Source organism: Lamprocystis purpurea DSM 4197 (assembly GCF_000379525.1).
In the GTDB taxonomy this organism is placed as follows: domain Bacteria; phylum Pseudomonadota; class Gammaproteobacteria; order Chromatiales; family Chromatiaceae; genus Thiodictyon; species Thiodictyon purpureum.
Genome location: NZ_KB902494.1, coordinates 24,335 through 42,415, shown reverse-complemented (window position 1 = coordinate 42,415; position 18,081 = coordinate 24,335). Strand labels below are relative to the sequence as shown.

General features: G+C 65.7%; 13 protein-coding genes. 8 read left to right on the top strand and 5 right to left on the bottom strand.

The genetic code is table 11. The features are described 5' to 3' along the window. Positions 1-145 precede the first annotated feature (145 nt). Positions 146-3,646 (bottom strand): transcription-repair coupling factor, encoded by a 3,501-nt coding sequence (gene mfd, locus A39O_RS0113075; protein ID WP_020505113.1) that lies wholly within the window; start codon positions 3,644-3,646, stop codon positions 146-148. Between the two features lie 346 nt (positions 3,647-3,992). Here mfd and A39O_RS40760 point away from each other — a divergent pair, with 346 nt between their 5' ends. After that, a complete protein-coding gene (locus A39O_RS40760) occupies positions 3,993-4,151 on the top strand; it encodes a hypothetical protein (protein ID WP_020505112.1) in 159 nt (52 codons plus the stop codon). 174 nt (positions 4,152-4,325) lie between these two features. Here A39O_RS40760 and A39O_RS0113065 read toward each other — a convergent pair whose 3' ends face one another. The 4 genes from A39O_RS0113065 to A39O_RS33330 form a co-directional block, all read right to left on the bottom strand. Beyond that, complete coding sequence (locus tag A39O_RS0113065) at positions 4,326-4,766, bottom strand: sulfur globule family protein (RefSeq protein WP_020505111.1); 441 nt, start codon at positions 4,764-4,766, stop codon at positions 4,326-4,328. A gap of 168 nt (positions 4,767-4,934) precedes the next feature. Beyond that, positions 4,935-5,849, bottom strand: coding sequence for a uracil-DNA glycosylase (locus A39O_RS0113060; RefSeq protein ID WP_020505110.1), 915 nt, complete (start codon positions 5,847-5,849; stop codon positions 4,935-4,937). Positions 5,850-5,904: 55 nt separating this feature from the next. Next, entirely contained in the window at positions 5,905-7,455 is a 1,551-nt protein-coding gene (locus A39O_RS0113055; protein WP_020505109.1) for a 2-isopropylmalate synthase, read from the bottom strand. A 180-nt stretch (positions 7,456-7,635) separates the two neighbouring features. Next, a complete protein-coding gene (locus tag A39O_RS33330; protein ID WP_020505108.1) occupies positions 7,636-9,627 on the bottom strand; it encodes a putative bifunctional diguanylate cyclase/phosphodiesterase in 1,992 nt (663 codons plus the stop codon). Between the two features lie 501 nt (positions 9,628-10,128). On the opposite strand from A39O_RS33330, the gene A39O_RS0113045 reads away from it, so the two are divergent. The 7 genes from A39O_RS0113045 (at position 10,129) to A39O_RS0113015 (ending at position 18,061) form a co-directional block, all read left to right on the top strand. Further along, on the top strand, positions 10,129-12,033 hold the full coding sequence (locus tag A39O_RS0113045) for an ATP-binding cassette domain-containing protein (protein WP_020505107.1): 1,905 nt from the start codon (positions 10,129-10,131) through the stop codon (positions 12,031-12,033). Positions 12,034-12,039: 6 nt separating this feature from the next. Continuing rightward, positions 12,040-12,981, top strand: a complete 942-nt coding sequence (locus A39O_RS0113040) for a patatin-like phospholipase family protein (protein ID WP_020505106.1) — start codon at positions 12,040-12,042, stop codon at positions 12,979-12,981. A gap of 376 nt (positions 12,982-13,357) precedes the next feature. Next, a complete protein-coding gene (locus A39O_RS0113035) occupies positions 13,358-13,909 on the top strand; it encodes a Uma2 family endonuclease (protein ID WP_020505105.1) in 552 nt (183 codons plus the stop codon). A gap of 635 nt (positions 13,910-14,544) precedes the next feature. Continuing rightward, positions 14,545-15,843 (top strand): 2Fe-2S iron-sulfur cluster-binding protein, encoded by a 1,299-nt coding sequence (locus A39O_RS0113030; protein WP_020505104.1) that lies wholly within the window; start codon positions 14,545-14,547, stop codon positions 15,841-15,843. A gap of 8 nt (positions 15,844-15,851) precedes the next feature. After that, positions 15,852-16,430, top strand: coding sequence for a hypothetical protein (locus A39O_RS0113025; RefSeq protein ID WP_020505103.1), 579 nt, complete (start codon positions 15,852-15,854; stop codon positions 16,428-16,430). Continuing rightward, positions 16,427-17,230: a cytochrome c3 family protein gene (locus A39O_RS0113020; protein ID WP_020505102.1), complete on the top strand. Its 804-nt coding sequence runs from the start codon at positions 16,427-16,429 to the stop codon at positions 17,228-17,230. The genes A39O_RS0113025 and A39O_RS0113020 overlap by 4 nt, the downstream gene beginning before the upstream one ends. Before the next feature lie 174 nt (positions 17,231-17,404). Continuing rightward, positions 17,405-18,061 carry an EF-hand domain-containing protein gene (locus A39O_RS0113015; protein ID WP_020505101.1) on the top strand — a complete coding sequence of 219 codons (657 nt, stop codon included), beginning with the start codon at positions 17,405-17,407 and terminating at the stop codon, positions 18,059-18,061. Positions 18,062-18,081: the final 20 nt, after the last annotated feature.

Genomic DNA, 18,081 nt, shown 5'->3' with positions numbered 1-18,081 from the left:
GTCCCCGTGGGAGCGGCGTCCCGCCGCGATGCGGTGCCGTGGTGACCTCAAACGCTGCGGCTGCGCGCCCGGCCCCATCGCGGCGGGACGCCGCTCCCACGGGGTCGCTGCGCGACTTTTGCGGTAAGCCTCGGCCTCCGGTCGCCTACCCCACCAACTGCTCCACCACCCGCCCCACCTGCGCAATCCGCTGAGCGGGATCGGTAAGGTCCCGAAAGAACCGCAGCTTATCCCCGCCATCAAGCTTATATTCCTTAGGCTTGGTCTGAATAAGCTTGATCAGCCGCGCCGGATCGACCTTGGTATCGGCCCCGAACAGCACTCGCCCACCCGCCGGTCCGGCCTCGATCTTTTTGATCCCAAACGGTTGGACAATGAGCTTGAGTTCGGTAATCGCCAGCAGGTTCTTGGCCGGTTCGGGCAATAGCCCGAAGCGATCGATCATCTCGACCTGGAGTTCTTTCAATTCCTCCTGGTCCTTGGCACTGGCGATGCGCTTGTAGAGCACCAGCCGGGTGTGCACGTCGGGTAGGTAATCGGACGGGAGTAGGGCGGGGATGCCCAGGTCGATCTCGGCGCCATGGTCGAGCGGGCGGTCCAGTTCCGGGGTGCGGCCGGCTTTGAGGGCCTGCACCGCCCGCTCCAGAAGGTCCATGTAGAGGCTGAAGCCGATTTCGTGGATCTGGCCGGATTGTTCATCACCCAGGAGTTCACCGGCGCCGCGGATTTCCAGATCGTGGGTGGCGAGGGTGAAGCCGGCGCCCAGGTCTTCCATGGATTCGATTGCTTCCAGGCGTTTCCTGGCGTCCTCGGTCATGGACTTGGGGGGCGGGGTGATCAGATAGGCATAGGCGCGGTGATGGGAGCGGCCGACCCGGCCGCGCAGTTGGTGCAGTTGCGCCAGACCCAGTTTGTCCGCGCGGTTGATGACAATGGTATTGGCGCTGGGGACGTCGATGCCGCTTTCGATGATGGTGGTGCACACCAGCAGGTTGAAGCGCTGATGATAGAAGTCGCGCATGATCCGTTCCAGGTCGCGTTCGCGCATCTGGCCGTGGGCGACTTGGACCCGCGCCTCCGGGATCAATTCCTCCAGCTTTTGCGCCTGGTTTTCGATGGTTTCTACTTCATTGTGGAGGAAGTAGACCTGACCGCCGCGCTTCAATTCACGCTGCACCGCTTCCTGGATCAGCCCGTCGTTCCAGGGGCTGACGAAGGTCTTGATGGGATGGCGCTCGACCGGCGGGGTGGCGATGATCGACAGATCGCGCAGGCCCGACATGGCCATATTCAGGGTGCGCGGGATCGGCGTGGCGGTGAGCGTCAGCACATCGACCTCGGCGCGTAGCGACTTCATCTGCTCCTTGTGGCGCACGCCGAAACGGTGTTCCTCGTCGATGATCACCAGCCCGAGGTTCTTGAACTTGACACTGGGCTGCAGCAGCTTGTGGGTACCGACCACGATGTCCAGGGTGCCGTTGGCCAGGCCGTCCAGAATGACTTTCTGTTCTTTGGCGGTGCGAAAGCGCGACAGGCTTTCCACCTTGATCGGCCAGTCGGCGAAGCGGTCGGAGAAGTTCTCGAAATGCTGCTGGGCCAACAAGGTGGTCGGCACCAGCACTGCCACCTGACGGCCGCCGTCGGCGGCGACGAAGGCGGCGCGCATGGCGACCTCGGTCTTGCCGAAGCCGACATCGCCGCAGACGACGCGGTCCATCGGCTTGGGGTCTTCCATGTCGGCCAGCACGCCCTCGATGGCACGCAACTGGTCCGGCGTCTCTTCGAAGGCGAAGGCATCCGCGAAGGCGGCGTATTCCTGCCCCGGCGCGGGGAAGGCGACGCCCTCGCGGGCGGCGCGCCGGGCATAGATGTCCAGCAGTTCGGCGGCCACGTCGTGGGCCTTCTCGGCGGCCTTGCGTTTGACCTTGTCCCACTGATCGCCGCCCAGGCGGTGCAGCGGGGCGCTCTCGGGGGAGGCGCCGGTGTAGCGCGAGATCAGATGCAGTGAACTGACCGGGACATAGAGCTTGTCGCCCTTGGCATATTCCAGGGTCAGGAACTCGGTGGTCATGCCGCCGATGGTCAGTGTCTGGAGGCCCAAATAGCGCCCGACGCCATGGTCCTCGTGGACCACCGGGGCGCCCGCGGTCAGCTCGGTCAGGTTGCGGACGATCGACTCGCCGTCGCGCTCACGCGCCTTGCGGCGGCGCTCCTGGCGGACCCGCTCGCCGTAGAGTTGGGTCTCGGTGACGATCACCAGATTCGGGTCCGGCAGCCACAGGCCCTGCTCCAGGGGGGCGACGGTGATATTGAGCGCTTCCCGGCCGCTCAGGAAAGCCGCCCAGCCGTCGCACTGACGGGGGCGGATGCCGAAGCCGTGCAGATGGTCATTGAGCATTTCGCGCCGGCCCAGACCCTCGGCGACGAACAGGCAACGGCGGCCGGACTCGGCCAGGAAGTGCTGGAGCGCCTGGGCCGGGTGCTCGGCGCGCGCCTGGATGCCGAGCGGGGGCAGGGCGCGGGTGGCAAAGTTGTGGGCTTGCGCATAGCCTTTGCGCCGCTCCTCCAGTTCGCCGCGCTGGTAGAGGACGCCGGACTGGCCGTTGAGCCGGTGGGCCAGCTCGTCGGCGGCCAGCCAGAGCCGGGCGGGCGGCAGCAAGGGCCGCTCCACGTCATGGCGGCGCTGTTCGTAGCGGGCCTCGACGCCGTCCAGGAAGGCGGTGGCCGCTTCCCGGCAGTGAGCGGATTCCAGGGTCAGGACCCCGTCCGGCAGATAGTCGAACAGGGTCGCGGTCTGCTCGAAGAAGAGCGGCAGGTAATACTCCAGCCCGCCCGGGGTGCGGCCTTCGGAGACCTCCCGATAGATCAGGCTCGCCTTGGGATCGCCCTCGAACAGCGCCCGATAGCGCTGACGGAAGCCCGAGATCGCCTCCTCGCTCAGCGGGAATTCGCGTGCCGGCAACATCCGCACCTGGGTCAGGCGCTCGCGGGTGCGCTGGGTCTCGGGGTCGAAGGTGCGGATGGTGTCGACCTCATCGTCCATCAGGTCGATGCGCAGCGGCTCCTGGCTGCCCATGGGGAAGCAGTCCAGAATCGAGCCGCGCACCGCGAACTCGCCGTGCCCCATCACCTGCGAGACGCAGGAATACCCGGCCCGCTCCAGCCGGCGGCGGGTCGCGTCCAGGTCCAGGCGCTCGCCGATCTTGAGCACCAGTGACTGGCCGTCGACATAGTCCTGCGGCGGCAGCCGCTGCAACAGGGTGGCGACGGGCACCACCAGTACGCCGCGCCTGAGGTCCGGCAGGCGGTGCAGGGTCAGCAGCCGCTCCGAGATCAGTTCCGGCAGCGGCGAAAACACGTCATAGGGCAGGGTCTCCCAGTCCGGGAAGCTGAGCAGCGGGAGCGGGTCCGTGCCCGGCGCGCCGGCCAGGAAGAAGGCCAGCTCATCGCGCAGTCGGGCCGCGGCCTGGACATCGTCGACCAGCGCCAGCACCAGACCCGGATGATGGCGCGCCGCCGCGGCAATGGCCAGTGCCGGCGCCACCCCCTGGAGTTTGCCCCATAGCAGGCGCTCGCCGGGGCGAGCCGGCAGCGGCGGGTTCAGGGGCGAGTGCAGGACGGGCTGGGTGTCGGCGGGAGGCTTCATCGGAGGTGCGGGCTGCGGCTGAGGGTCGTCGGGTCGGGATCTTCGCACGGCGCCCCGGAAAAATCGCCCTCGGGGCGATGATTCAGGGGCGGTCGATTGCGGTGACCATGAACCGGTGGTTCAGCACTGACCGCGTCCGACGTTCGTCAGAAAATGTCGCGGCAGCAGGGTGGCCTGGAAGCGGCGGGAAAGCGGTTCCTGTTCACGCGTTCGTAAAGAAATGTAATGCCTTTGGTTGGATTCTGGATCTGCGTCACAGTGAACAATCGCCCGCGTGCCCATTCTTGTAGTGCACGCACAGAGCACCTCGACGGTGCCGCAACGCTAGGTTTCCGGGAGTACCAGAATGTCACCTAAACTCATCCTCTGGCTCGTTTTCTCCGTGGTTTCCACCGCCTGGTTCGCGCTTGATCCCGACGCCGGCGGCCCCTTTTTCAGCGCGCCGAACGTAGTGGCGGTGGCGGACTCCACTCCCGCGCAGATTCCACGGATCGCCGGGAACTGAGGCGATTGGTTGGTGCGGGCAGTTCTCCGCGTCTTGGCATGAGCACCGCGCTGTCCGGGCTGATTGCCGGTTCCAGGTGAACCATACGCGCGAACGCAATAAAAAAGCCAGGCGTTGCCTGGCTTTTTTGCGCACGCCATCCCTGCGTGCCGATGCTCATCCCTGCCGGGCCCGTTACTTGGCTTCGGTCTGAGCCGGCGCAGCGGGGGCAACAGGCGCGACCGGCGCGGGGTAGGGCATGCCGTAAGGGGCAGCGTAGGGAACGCCATAGCCACCGTAAGGAACGCCATAGCCGCCGTAGGGGTAGCCATAGCCGTAGGGCGCGCCGTAGCCATAGCCGCTCCCATAGCCGTCGCCGTAGCCATAGCCGCGACCATAACCACGACCACGACCATAGCCGCGACCGGTCCCGCCGCCGCTCATGCTCATGTTGAAATCGCCGTAGCCATCACCGAACATGTCGCTGAAAGCGTCGCCCATGCCGTCGCCCCAGCCGTTGTTGCCCCAGCCATTGTTGCCGTAGCCGTTGTTGCCCCAGGGGCCCCACCAGGCGGAGGCGGAGGCGGAAACACCCAAGAGGGCGGCGATCGCGGCAGCAGTAGCAAGCTTCTTCATCTTGATCTCTCCAGTTCGATTGTGTTGTTGGCAGCAAGTGGGCCACGTACATCACCACCCACGGACGAAATCATATTAGTAGTTGCTTAAATAGTCAAGTACATTTTTTCCCGGCGCAACGACCGCGAACCGCGGGCGCGAGAGGCTAGGCAATTGCCGGAAATCGCTTTAGTCCGCGCTGTCGCCGAGCCGCTTGGCCAGTGCGGTCAAGTCGTCCCACGCCTTGCCCTTGTGCTCCGGTGACCGCAGCAGGTAAGCCGGGTGATAGGTCACGCGCAGGGGCACGGCGTCGGGACCATAGTCGAACCAGCGTCCACGCAGTCGTCCGACCGGGGTGTCGGTACCCAGCAGGGTTTGCGCGGAGATGCGGCCCACGGACAGCATCGCGCGGGGCCGGATCAGCTCAACCTGCCGTGCCAGGTAGCCCCGGCAGTGTTCGACCTCGTCGGGGCGTGGATCGCGGTTACCCGGCGGACGGCATTTGAGAATGTTGGCGATATAGATCTGGTCGCGTGCGAAACCAATGGCTGCCAACATCCGATTCAACAACTGTCCGGCGCGGCCGACGAAGGGCTCGCCGGCCCGGTCCTCATCCGCCCCCGGGGCCTCACCGATCACCAGGAGACGCGCCTGGCGATCACCGACCCCGAAAACGGTCTGGGTGCGAGTCTCACACAGGGCGCAGGCGCGACAGCCGGCGACCGTCGCGGCCAGGGTGTCCCAGTCCATGCCGGTCGGATCGGGCGGCAGGGTGGCCGCGGTCGGCGGCGGCGTCGGACCAGGCCGCGGCTGGCCGCTGGTCGGCGCGGTCGACGACCGGGCGTCCGCTGGTGCCGGCATGGTGTTTGATGCTGGGGCGGGCTCCCAGTCCGGCTCCCAAACAGGCTCCCATCCGGAGTCGCTCTGCAGTTCGGGCAGTGGTTCGAACAGCACGACCGGCGCCGGCGCCGGTGGCGGCGGCTCGGCGGGTGCCGGTGCTGCCGTGACGCGTTCATTGCCCCCGGCCGCCGCTCCCCGGCGTGGCACCCACAGGTCGATCCCCATGGCGCGCAGGTAGGCGCGGCGTCGTGATTCGTCCATCATCGCGTCCGCACCGCCCCGTTCATGGCCCCGTTCATGGCCTCGTTCACGTCAGGGCTCAGACGTCCCCGGTCTGCGGATGGGCGCGCGTCGGCGCCAGCAGAATTTTGTTGCAGGCATTGAGATACGCCTTGGCGGAGGCGACGACGATGTCGGTGTCTGCCCCCTGACCGTTGACGATGCGTCCGCCCTTTTCCAGCCGCACCGTTACCTCGCCTTGGGCATCGGTGCCGCTGGTGATGGCGTTGACCGAATAGAGCTTGAGTACGGTGCCGCTGTTGACGATGGATTCGATGGCTTTGAAGGTGGCGTCCACCGGACCGCCGCCGATGGCGGTACCGGGTTGTTCCTCGCCGTCGAGCATCAGAATCAGATTCGCCTTGGGGATCTCCCCGGTCTCGGAGCAGACCCGCAGTGAGACCAGCTTGACCCGTTCGTTGGTCGCCTCCAGGCTGGCGTCGCTGACCAGGGCCTGGAGGTCCTCATCGAAGATCTCGTGTTTCTTGTCGGCCAGGTCCTTGAAGCGCGAGAAGGCGGCGTTGAGTTCCTCTTCGGACTTCAGAACCACTCCCAGTTCCTGGAGCCGGCTGCGCAGCGCATTGCGCCCGGAGTGTTTACCCAGGATCATGCGATTGGCATTCCAGCCCACGTCCTCGGCGCGCATGATTTCGTAGGTCTCGCGGTTTTTCAGCACCCCGTCCTGGTGGATGCCGGCCTCATGGGCGAAGGCGTTGGCCCCGACCACGGCTTTGTTGGGCTGAACCGGAAAGCCGGTGATGCCCGACACCAGCCGCGAGCAGGGCACGATCTGGGTGGTATCGAGCCGCACGTCACAGTCGAACAGATCCTGGCGCGTGCGTACCGCCATGACGATCTCTTCCAGCGCGGCGTTGCCGGCGCGCTCGCCCAGTCCGTTGATGGTGCACTCCACCTGGCGGGCGCCGTTGCGCACGGCGGCCAGCGAGTTGGCGGTGGCGAGGCCCAGGTCGTTGTGGCAATGCACCGAGAAGACCGCCTTGTCGGCGTTGACCACCCGCTCGCGCAGCGTGCGGATCAGGCTGCCGAACTGATGGGGGATGTTGTAGCCGACGGTATCCGGGATATTGACGGTGCGCGCCCCGGCGTCGATCACGGCCTCCAGCACCCGACACAGAAAATCGATCTCGGAGCGGCCGGCGTCCTCCGGGGAGAACTCCACGTCGTCGGTGTAGCGCAGCGCGCGGCGCACCGCGTAGACCGCCTGCTCCAGCACCTGATCCGGGCTCATGTTGAGCTTCTTCTGCATGTGGATCGGGGAGGTGGCGATGAAGGTATGGATGCGCCCGGCATTCGCCCCGGCCAGGGCCTCGCCGGCGCGGTCGATGTCCTTGTCGAGTGCGCGCGCCAGACCGCACACCCGACAATCCTTGATGACCGCGGCGACCGCCTTGACGCCCTCGAAATCACCCGGACTCGCGATCGGGAAGCCGGCCTCGATCACGTCCACCTTGAGCTTTTCGAGTGCCTTGGCGATCCGCACCTTTTCGTCGCGGGTCATGGAGGCACCGGGGCTCTGCTCGCCGTCGCGCAGCGTGGTGTCGAAGATGAAGAGATGGTCTTTGCTGCTCATGGCGTGGGGCTCTGGGTGGTCTGCGGGTGGGCGCGCGGTACGTTAGGGCGCTAATCTTCGCAGCAAGGGCGGCGGCTGTCACGGGGACCAGGCGCCTACTTCAGCTTGAGCAAGGGCAGATTTGGCGATCATCCAGAAAATTGCGCAACCGCGCGCTTGCTCGTACTTCGCCCATCTGCGTCACCCTGTTGATGATGTTGGAGAAAGCCGCAGTGGCCCACTGGCCGGGGCGGTGGCGATGAGGCTGAGGAAGTCCGGCAGCGTCATCGGGCGATGGAACAAGAACCCCTGGAACTCGTCGCACCGATGCCTGAGCAGGAAGGCGTGGGCCTCCGGGGTCTCCACGCCCTCCGCCACCACTTTGAGGCCCAGGTGGCGTGCGAGATCCAGGATGGCGGTGACGATGACGGCGGCGGACGCGTCGGAGAGCAGATCGCGCACGAACGACCGGTCGATCTTCAGTGAGTCCACCGGCAGCCGCTTGAGATAGGCAAGCGAAGAGTAGCCGGTGCCGAAGTCGTCGATCGCGAAGCGCACGCCGACGGCGCGCAGCCGCTCCATTTTGGCGGTGGTGTCCTCGATGTCCTCGACCAGGGTGCGCTCGGTGATCTCCAGTTCGATCGCCGAGGGCTCGACCTCGTGGTGGTGCATGAGGAACTCCAGATCCTCGGCAAAGCTCGGACGCCTGAAATAGCGCGGACTCACGTTCACCCCCAGTCGCTGGATACGCGCCCCGCCGGGGGCGGCGCGGATCGCCCCCATGGCCGCGCAGGCCTGTTCCAGCACCCAATCCCCGAACGCATAGACCAGGCCGCTCTCCTCCGCGACCGGGACGAATTCCTCGGGCGACACGTCGGTGAGTCCAGAACCCGGCCAGCGCGCCAAGGCTTCGGCGCCGATCACCCGCCCGGATCCATCGATCTGGGGCTGGAAATGCAGCTCCAGGGCATTGTTGGTCAGTGCGAGGCGCAGCGCACGTTCCAGTTCCATGCGTGCGACCGCGGCCGCCTGCATCTCCGGGAGAAAGAAGCGGACGGCGTTGCGGCCGGCTTCCTTGGCCCGATACATCGCCGTGTCCGCGGCCCGCAGCAGGGCGTCGGGGTCGTCGCCGTCGCTCGGATAGAGGGCGATGCCGATGCTGGCGCTGACATGCAGATCGTGGCCGTCGATCCGGTAGGGTTCGGCCAGCGCCAGGCGGACCTGCTCGGCTGCCTGACGGGCCAGGTAAGCGGCTTCCACCGGATCCTTGGACAGTTCGGTGAAGAGCAGCACGAACTCGTCGCCGCCGAGTCGGCTGGCCGTGTCGCCGTCCTTGATCTCGGCGCGCAGGCGCGCCGCCGCGGCTTGCAGCAACCCGTCCCCGATCTGATGCCCCAGCGAGTCGTTGACGGTCTTGAAGCGGTCCAGATCGAGGAACACGAGCGCCCCCAGGTGGCCGTGGCGGCGCGCCAGGGCTAAGTCCTGATGCAGGTATTCCAGCAGCATCCGCCGATTCGGCAGGTTCGTCAGCGGATCGTGATAGGCTTGACGCACGATGTCGGCCTCGGCCTGTTCACGGGCGTGACGCATCTGCAGGCTGTCGATCAGGGTGCGGTTGTGGCGGACCGCCGAGAAGGCCAGCAACAGCGCATAGAGCAAGCAGGCGAGCGCGACCCCGGATCCCAGTTCGGACTCGGACAGCCACAGGCGTCCGATCAGTGGGCTCAGCACCAGCGCGGTGAACAGCAGCGAGGGCACCAGGAACACCGAGACCGCATTCACCCCGCCCGCGGTGATGCCCGCGATGACGAAGGCGAGCACCACCTGGCCTTCCGGATCGCCCGCGGGGAACAGGAGCAGGCTCGTCGAACCCCAGACCAACCCGTTGAAGACCACACCGCCCAGTGCCCAGGTCAGGCGCAGCCGTTGCGGTGCCTGATCACCCGCGCCGCGGCGGAAGTAGAAATAGCCTAGGAGTCGGAAGGCGCTGAGCGCGAGGGCCGTCGCGAGCCAGGCGAATTGCACGCCATCGGGGGCGCCGCGGGAGATCAGCCAGACGGTCAGGAAGGCCCCGGCGCTAACGCCGAACAGGGACAGGGGCACGGCGTCATAGAGCAGATCGATCCGCTGGCGGAGGATGACCGCCGGTGCAGCGTCGGGTCGGAGTGATTGGTCGGACTGATCCGTGGGCATCGGTGCGCGATCCGTCTGTGGATTGAGGGCGTTGCGGTCTTCGTCGGACGCCGTCGGCCGGGTTCGCGGCCAACCGCGCCGCGGCCTGTGCGCGGCTTGACTCAATCAATATGTTAGCCGATCCGCGCCGGGGTGTGATGGCGGTTTGTCATGGATCACGCGGGTACCGCCGGGTGCCGGGCCCGGCCGCCGGGGCAGCAGTTCCAAATTTGGGTGGCCGCCGCCAACAGCGTGTCGGCAGCGAGGCCGATGGTGGATGCGCTGCGCTTATCCACCCTACGAAACCGGCTCCGTTGTAGGGTGGATAAGGCGCGCCGCTCGGTCTCAGGGACTCGGCACGGCGGTCGCGCGCGCCGCATCCACCAGAGGTCGCGCGGTGCCGCCCAAATTTTGAATTGCTGCCGCCGGGGCGCCGCGGATGGCTGGCGGCGGTTTTTAGGATACCCTGCGGAACTTTCGTGCCGTCGTGTCGGCGGCCCCAGGCCCATCCCCGGAATCTCCATGAGTCTCTTGAGTATCGAATCGGTCGCCCTCTCCTATGGTCTCCCGCCCTTGCTGGAGGACTGTTCATTTGCCATCGACAAGGGTGAGCGGGTCTGTCTCATCGGACGCAATGGGGCCGGCAAGTCGACCCTGCTCAGGATCATCGCCGGCGAAATCCAGCCGGACTCCGGTGCGGTGCGGTGCGTGCAGGGCCTGCGGGTGGCGCGATTGGCGCAGGAGATCCCCCGTCATGAGGACGCCAGCGTTTTCGATCTGGTGGCCGAGGGGCTTGGCGACCTTGGCGCATTGATGCGAGAGTATTTTCACCTGTCGCACCACATGACGGCGGGGGTCCAGGCCGATGATCTGACGCGCCTGGCGCAGATTCAGCAACAATTGGATGACCGCGGCGGCTGGGAAATCGAACAGCGCACCGAGCGGGTCATCTCGCGTTTAGGGCTGAACGCCGAGGCCGCCTTCAACGATCTCTCAGGCGGACTCCAGCGGCGGGTGCTGCTGGCCCAGGCGCTGGTGCTGGAGCCGGATCTCCTGATGCTCGATGAGCCGACCAACCATCTGGATATCGACTCGATCGATTGGCTGGAGGGTTTTCTCAAGGACTTTCAGGGGGCGCTCCTGTTCATTACCCATGACCGGCGCTTCTTGCAGCGGGTCGCCACCCGTATCCTGGAACTGGACCGCGGGTGCCTTACCGATTGGCCCGGAGACTATGCCAACTATCTGCGCCGACAAGAGGAACGTCGGCATGCGGAAGCGCTGGCCAATGCGCATTTCGACCGCCGACTGGCGGACGAGGAGGTCTGGATCCGTCAGGGTGTCAAGGCGCGGCGTACCCGCAACGAGGGTCGGGTGCGCGCCCTGGAGTCGATGCGCCGCGAGCGCATGGAGCGGCGCGAGCAGCAAGGCGCGGCCCGCCTGCGTCTCACCGAGGGTGAGCGCTCCGGCCGACTGGTGGCCGAGGCCGACGGCGTGACCTTCGGCTGGGGCGGTGCGCCGGTGGTGCGGGATCTCAACACACTGATTCTGCGCGGTGACAAGATCGGCATCATCGGACCCAACGGCATCGGCAAGAGTACCCTGATCAAGCTGCTGCTCGGCGACCTCGAGCCGCAGTCCGGAACCATTCGCCGCGGCACTAATTTGCAGGTCGCCTACTTCGACCAGTTGCGCGCCCAGCTCAATCCGGAGTGGACCGTCCAGGATAACGTGGCCGAGGGCAGCGACCAGGTCATGGTGGACGGGCAGAGCCGTCACGTCCTGTCGTACCTGCGCGACTTCCTGTTCAGTCCGGAGCGCGCTCGCCAGCCGGTCAAGGCACTTTCGGGCGGCGAGCGTAACCGTCTGCTGCTCGCCAAGCTCTTCACCCGCCCCGCCAATCTGCTGGTGCTCGACGAGCCCACCAACGACCTGGACACCGAGACGCTGGAACTGCTGGAGTCGCTGTTGGTCGAGTTCTCCGGCACCATCCTCCTGGTGAGCCATGACCGCGCCCTGCTGGACAATGTGGTCACCAGTTCACTGGTCTTCGAAGGCGACGGCCTGGTGCGCGACTACGTGGGCGGCTATGAAGACTGGCTGCGTCAGCGCGACCCGCCGCCGTCCACCGCGGCGGTCAAGACCGCCGGCTTGACGCAAGCCGCCCGGGCCGCCACCCCGCCACCCAAGGCTCCGGCAGCCAAACTCAGCTACAAAGAAGCGAAGGAATTGGCCGAACTGCCGGCGCGCATCGAGTCGCTGGAAGCCGAGCAGGGGACCCTCCAAACCCGCCTGGCCGATCCCGCGCTTTACCAGGGCGGCGAAGCCGCGGCCGTGGTCACCGTGCGGGCGCGCCTCGCCGAACTGGAGACCCAATTGGCGGCGGCTTATGCCCGGTGGGAACTCCTGGAAGACCGGCGTTCCTAAGCATCAATGAACACACCGCTCACTGTCTCGCTCGTTCTCGGCAGCGGCGGCGCTCGCGGGCTCGCTCATATCGGGGTCATCCGCTGGCTGGAGTCGAACGGCTTCACGATTCGATCGGTGGCCGGGACTTCCATGGGCGCGCTGGTCGGCGGCATCTATGCCGCCGGCGAGTTGGATGCCTTTGAGCGCTGGGCGCGGGCGTTGCGTCAGACCGATGTGCTGCGGCTTCTGGATATCGCCTGGCACCCGTCCGGGCTCTTCAAAGGCGAGCGCGTCATCGAGACCCTCAAAGGGCTGATCGGCGACCGCAACATCGAGGAATTACCGATCACCTTCACCGCGGTGGCGACCGATGTGGAGGCGGAGAAAGAAGTCTGGCTCAATCGCGGGCCTTTGTTCGACGCGATCCGCGCGTCGATCGCGGTGCCCACCGTCTTTACGCCGTTCGAGATCAATGGCCGTTGGCTGTTGGACGGCGGCCTGGTCAATCCGATGCCCATTGCACCCACCTTGAGCGACGGTACGGACTTCACCATTGCCGTCGATCTGGCCGGCCCGCGCGAGTTGGTCCCGGCGACCCGGGCCGCGATGACCCCGGTGCCCGTGCCCTCTGAACCGACGGATGTCCTCGCCGGCTATCAACGCCGGATCATCGCCTTCATCGACGAGGTCCAGACCAAGCTCGGGGTTCAGCCCCAGCCATCCGGCCATCAGCCAGCCGGTCAATGGGGTCTGGGCGACGTGATTCAGGGATCGTTCGAAACCATGCAGGGCATCGTCTCCCGCTTCAAGCTCGCCGCCTATACGCCCGACGCCATCGTCACCATCCCGCGCGACGCCGCGCGCGCCTTCGAGTTCCACCGTACCGAGGAACTCATCGATCGGGGTTGGCGGGAGGCCGAGCGGGCCTTGACCCATCTGATCGCACCGCCGCCGGGCTCCGCATAGGCGCTGAGGTGCTCGCGCGTCGGCGCGGGCTTGGGCGGGGGATCAGCGGTGGCGGCGGCGCGCCGGTTGGGGCAACATGAGGGGCCTTGATCATCGTTCCGGCCCGCCGCGGACGGTCCGCACAGCGGACCCTACGGTAACACCGTGACCTGTAGGGTCCGCTGTGCGGACCGACGACCGTGCCGGTCGCGTGGTGGCCGGGTTTATGACCAAGGCCACATGAGGCAGTCCTGTAGGGTCCGCTGCGCGGACCGTCGACCGTGCAGATCGCGCGGTGGCCGGGTTTATGACCAAGGCCCTTGGGCGGACAAGGTGTGGCGGCGGCGCGCCGGTTGGGGCAACATGGGCCAGTATCGGCTTTGGCTGGAGGTGACCGGTGGAGGCGCTGAAACTCAAAACTCTCAATGACTTGGTTCTGTCGCCCGACGAACGGGTCGAGCTGATCGGCGGCGAGATCGTGCGTCGGCCGATGGCGCGGTTCGCCCATGCCGCCGCCCAGGGCAACCTGCGCGGTGAGTTGCACCCGCTCGTCCGCGGTGCCGGCCCCGGCGGCGGCTGGTGGTTCGCGACCGAGGTCAGCGTCGCCTATGAGGTTCACGACTGTCCGTCCCATGACTTGGCCGGCTGGCGTCGGGAGCGGTTGCCGCGGTTGCCGGATGGAGTCATCGAGCTGCCGCCGGACTGGGTCTGCGAGATCGTCTCCCCCGGTCACGAGACGAAGGACACGCGGTACCTGCCGCTGCTGCTCAAGCGCCACCGGGTGCCCTTTTATTGGTTGATCTGGCCGGAGGAGCGGACGCTGGTGGCCTATGCACTGGACGACGGGGACTGGCGTGTCATCGCGACCCTGAAGGACCAGGACCGCGCCCGCATCCCGCCTTTCGAGGCCATCGAACTCGACCTGGCCGACCTGCTCGCGGACGGATAGCCGCGTTCCCTATATCGTCGTCGGACGTGATAACCGGACGTAGGGGCGGGTTTCAAACCCGCCCCTACACCAAGGGTTTGTCTGGATATCAGGTACGAAGGCCATAAACCAACCCATGGCCGAGTCGAGGAGCGATGCGTCCCGTGTTCACCGCACGTCCACGTGTGCTACCGTACGGACTCGGTCAGACCGTTTCCCCTACATTTCAGCCTTCTTCTTGTTACTCAACAACGCGCATCACCCGCACCGCGTTCAGCACGAAGGCATCTGCCCTAAACCAGCGCCCGACCTTCAGAACCTGCCGACTCCGCGGGCGCACGTTTTGTGCCTGGTTCCCTTGCACTTGCTCGGGGCCGCGATCACGAGCCTTCAGTCGAAGGAGACATTGGTGCGCGGCATGATCCATGGCGACAAACGCACGTCAGTTCCTACCTGACGTTTCGCTGACAACCTCGCACAGGCCGCGGTCAGGCGCCCACTGGTAGCCTGACATCCGATCGCGGTCAGGGGTGCCGACTCCCGACCTCTGGCCGCCTTCCCTTCGGCAAGTGCCACGCTGCCGACTGCCTTCGGTTGCGGGCGCTGCCGATTGCCGAGAGGAATAAGCGGGGCGCAGGTCTCGCAGGATAGGCATCATGTCAAACGCAACGCTGGTACTGCTCATCACCATGGCCATCCTGGCCCAGGTCGCGGCCGTCGGCCTGTTCGGGTGGCAGCGCCGGCGCGCCAGACTTCAGCAACTGAATCTGTCAGGCGGGGCGGCTGGAGGTGAGGTCAGGCCGGCTCTGGTCTTGTCCAGGCAGCTTCCTGAAGCTGAACCTGCCTTGGTTGCGGCGGGTGTGTCTCCTGCGGCCTGGTCCGGCTATCGGGAGTTCCGGATCGAGCGGCGCGCCGTTGAGGACGAATGCGGAGCCGTTTGTTCGTTCTACCTGGTTCCCACTGACGGTGGGACTCTGACGCCTTATCGGCCCGGTCAGTATCTCACCTTCCGACTGGAGGTGCCTGACCCTGCCGGCGGTTCGCCCAAGACCCTAGTGCGGTGCTATTCATTGTCGGATCGGCCGCGCGCTGATTGCTACCGCATCTCGGTCAAGCGGGTCCCGTCGCCCCCGGGTCGATCGGACTTGCCGCCCGGCGTCGTTTCGAACTCCCTTCATGACCAACTCCAGGAAGGCGGCACGCTTTGGGCGCGAGCCCCGGCCGGTCATTTCTATCTGACCGATGACGGCGCTGTTCCGATCGTGCTGATCGGCGGCGGAATTGGCATTACGCCGCTGCTCTGCATCCTGAGCACCTTGACCCATCGGGCCGATCCACGCGAGGTCTGGCTGTTTTATGGGGTTCGTCATGGCGCCGAGCACATCATGAAGGAACATCTGGAAGGGCTGAGCAAGGCCCACCCGAATGTTCATCTCCAGGTGTGCTATTCGGAGCCCCGGCCTGACGATCGCTTGGGCACGGATTACCAGCATCAGGGCTTCGTCAACCTCGAGCTGCTGCGGCGGACCCTGCGGTTTGGCCGCCATGAATTTTATGTCTGCGGCCCGCCGGCGATGATGGAGTCCTTGGTGCCCGCCCTTCAGGTCCAGGGCGTGGCTTCGGAGGACATCCACTACGAATCGTTCGGACCGGCATCTTTGAACCAGCGTCAGGTGCCGAATACGGTGGTGGTGACCGACCCGGTCGCCGTGCGCTTCAGCGGTTCCGGAAAGACTGTCGCCTGGGACGGTTGCGCCGGCTCGCTGCTGGACCTCGCCGAAAGCCAAGGCATCTCCGTCGACTCGGGTTGCCGGGCCGGCAGTTGCGGCACCTGTGAGACGCGGATCGAGGCCGGTGAGGTGGAGTATCGGCAGCAGCCGGATGCGGATCTCAAGCCAGGCCATTGTCTGCTGTGCATTTCCACCCCGAAGACCGATCTAACCCTGGCTTTATAGAGTCCAAGATGAATCGTTCCATTCTTCGTAAGGAAGTCCTGCCGTTCGTTCTGATGTTCGGGTCGCTGATCGTCGCGACCGCGATCACCGATGCCTTATTGCACGCTTACGGCCTCTATTGGATCGGCCGTTATCTGGGCATCCCCGGAACCATCCTGATCCTGCTGTCGTTTTTCTATTCCATGCGCAAGCGCAAGCTGATCCACTCCGGTAACCCGAAGACGCTGCTGCAACTGCACGAGGTATTGACCTGGGTGGGGGCGTTGATGATCCTGGTCCACGCCGGTGTCCATGTCTACGCGATCCTGCCCTGGTTGGCGCTGCTGGCCATGCTGGTCACCCTGGCCAGCGGAATGACCGGACAGTATCTGCTCGGCCGCTCACGCCGCCAATTGAGCGAAAAACGGGAGTTCCATACCCGGCACGGGGATAGTGCGGCCGAGGTTGACCGGGAAGTCTTTTGGGATGCGGTGACGGTGGACGTCATGAAGCAATGGCGGACGGTGCATTTCCCCATCACGCTGGCCTTCGGCGTCTTGGGGCTTGCGCACATTCTCAGCATCTTGCTTTTCTGGCAATGGCAATGAATAAGCGGGCCGTCTTCTTTCTGGTTGCCGCCAATCTGGTGGTCCTGTTGCTGATTGCGGTGGTTTGGCCTGAGCACCTGGTCGCGCCCGGTCAGGTCATGCCGGCCCACCGGGCCTTTGCGACCGACTGCTTTGCCTGCCATCAGCCCTTCATCGGCAGCACGCCCAGCCAGTGTGTCAAGTGCCACCAGCCGACTGAGATCGGCCTGGTGACCACCAAGGGCCTGTCGATCGCCGACGAGCGGAAGTTTCCCCCGTTCCATCAGGACTTGACCGAGCAAGACTGTGTCGCTTGTCACAGTGATCACAAGGGCGTGCAGGTCTTTCACCCCATCGGTCGGTTCTCCCATGGGCTGCTGAAAGTCGCCCGCCGCGATCAGTGCAGCGGCTGTCACCAGGCCCCGCTGGACAGCATGCATCAAGGCGTCGTCGGCAACTGCGGTCAGTGCCATGGCCAAGCGGCCTGGACCCCCGCGACCTTCGACCACGAGGGCCTGTTCAGTCTCACGGGTGACCACGAGGCAGCCTGTAATACCTGCCATGTCGGCAACGACTACAGTCGTTATACCTGCTACGGTTGTCATGAGCACACCCGTTCCGGCATTCGCGAGAAACATCTGGAGGAGGATATCCGTGACTACGAGAACTGCGTCGAGTGCCACCGGGGCGGCGATGCCGAGGACGCTGAGCATGCCGACGGGCGTCGGGAAGGGCGGGATGCCGGCGAAGGCGACGATCGTGCGGACGAACACGCACGGGCGAAGCACGACTCCGGGGAGCAGGACGACGATGACGACTGATCGGCTGGTCCGCTGAGTGCCGGCGCCGGCGCCTTGCCGTCGGCAGATCGGCGACGGACGGCCCCAGCGTTATGGTTCTATAGTGTGAGTTTGAACCCTTGGGTGGCCCCTGTCCGCTTAGCGGACACGAGCGGCCACCCGGACTATGCACCACGAGATTGACGAAGGCGAATGATGAAGTACTTGACCCGCACCTTGACTTTGACCCTCACCCTGGCAGCCGCGGCCCCGCTGCTGAACGCACAGACGGCAAATCAGCCGCCACGCGGCCCCATGTCGTTTCCGGCGTTCGATCAGGACGGCAATGGCGTCGTCACCCAGCAGGAGTTTGAGACGACCCACGCGCAGCGTATGGCCGCGCGGGCGGCGGCTGGTGCCCCGATGCGGGGGGCAGCCAACGCACCCTCCTTTGCGGAGTTCGATCTGAATGGCGACGGCAAACTCATGCCGGATGAGTTCGCCCAGGCCCAGCAGACGCGTATGCAGGGACGCGGGATGGGGCCGGGGGCGGGCGCCGGCATGGGTCCTGGCTCTGGCGCCGGCATGGGGGCGGGCGGGCCTGGCATGGGGATGGGTCCCGGCATGGGTCGCAACCTGCCGTCTTTCGCCGACTACGACCTGAACGGGGACGGCAGCCTCACCGAGCAGGAGTTCAATGAGGCGAAGGGCAAGCGCATCCAGGAGCGGGCACAACAAGGCTACGCGATGCGTAACCTGGCCAATGCCCCGACCTTCGGCGCCATCGACAGCAACAGCGACGGTCGGGTCGATCCCCAGGAGTTCACCGCGGCCCAAGCTCAGCATCGGCAGCAAGGGATGCCGCCGCGTTGAATGGGATCGTCGCCTGGCCG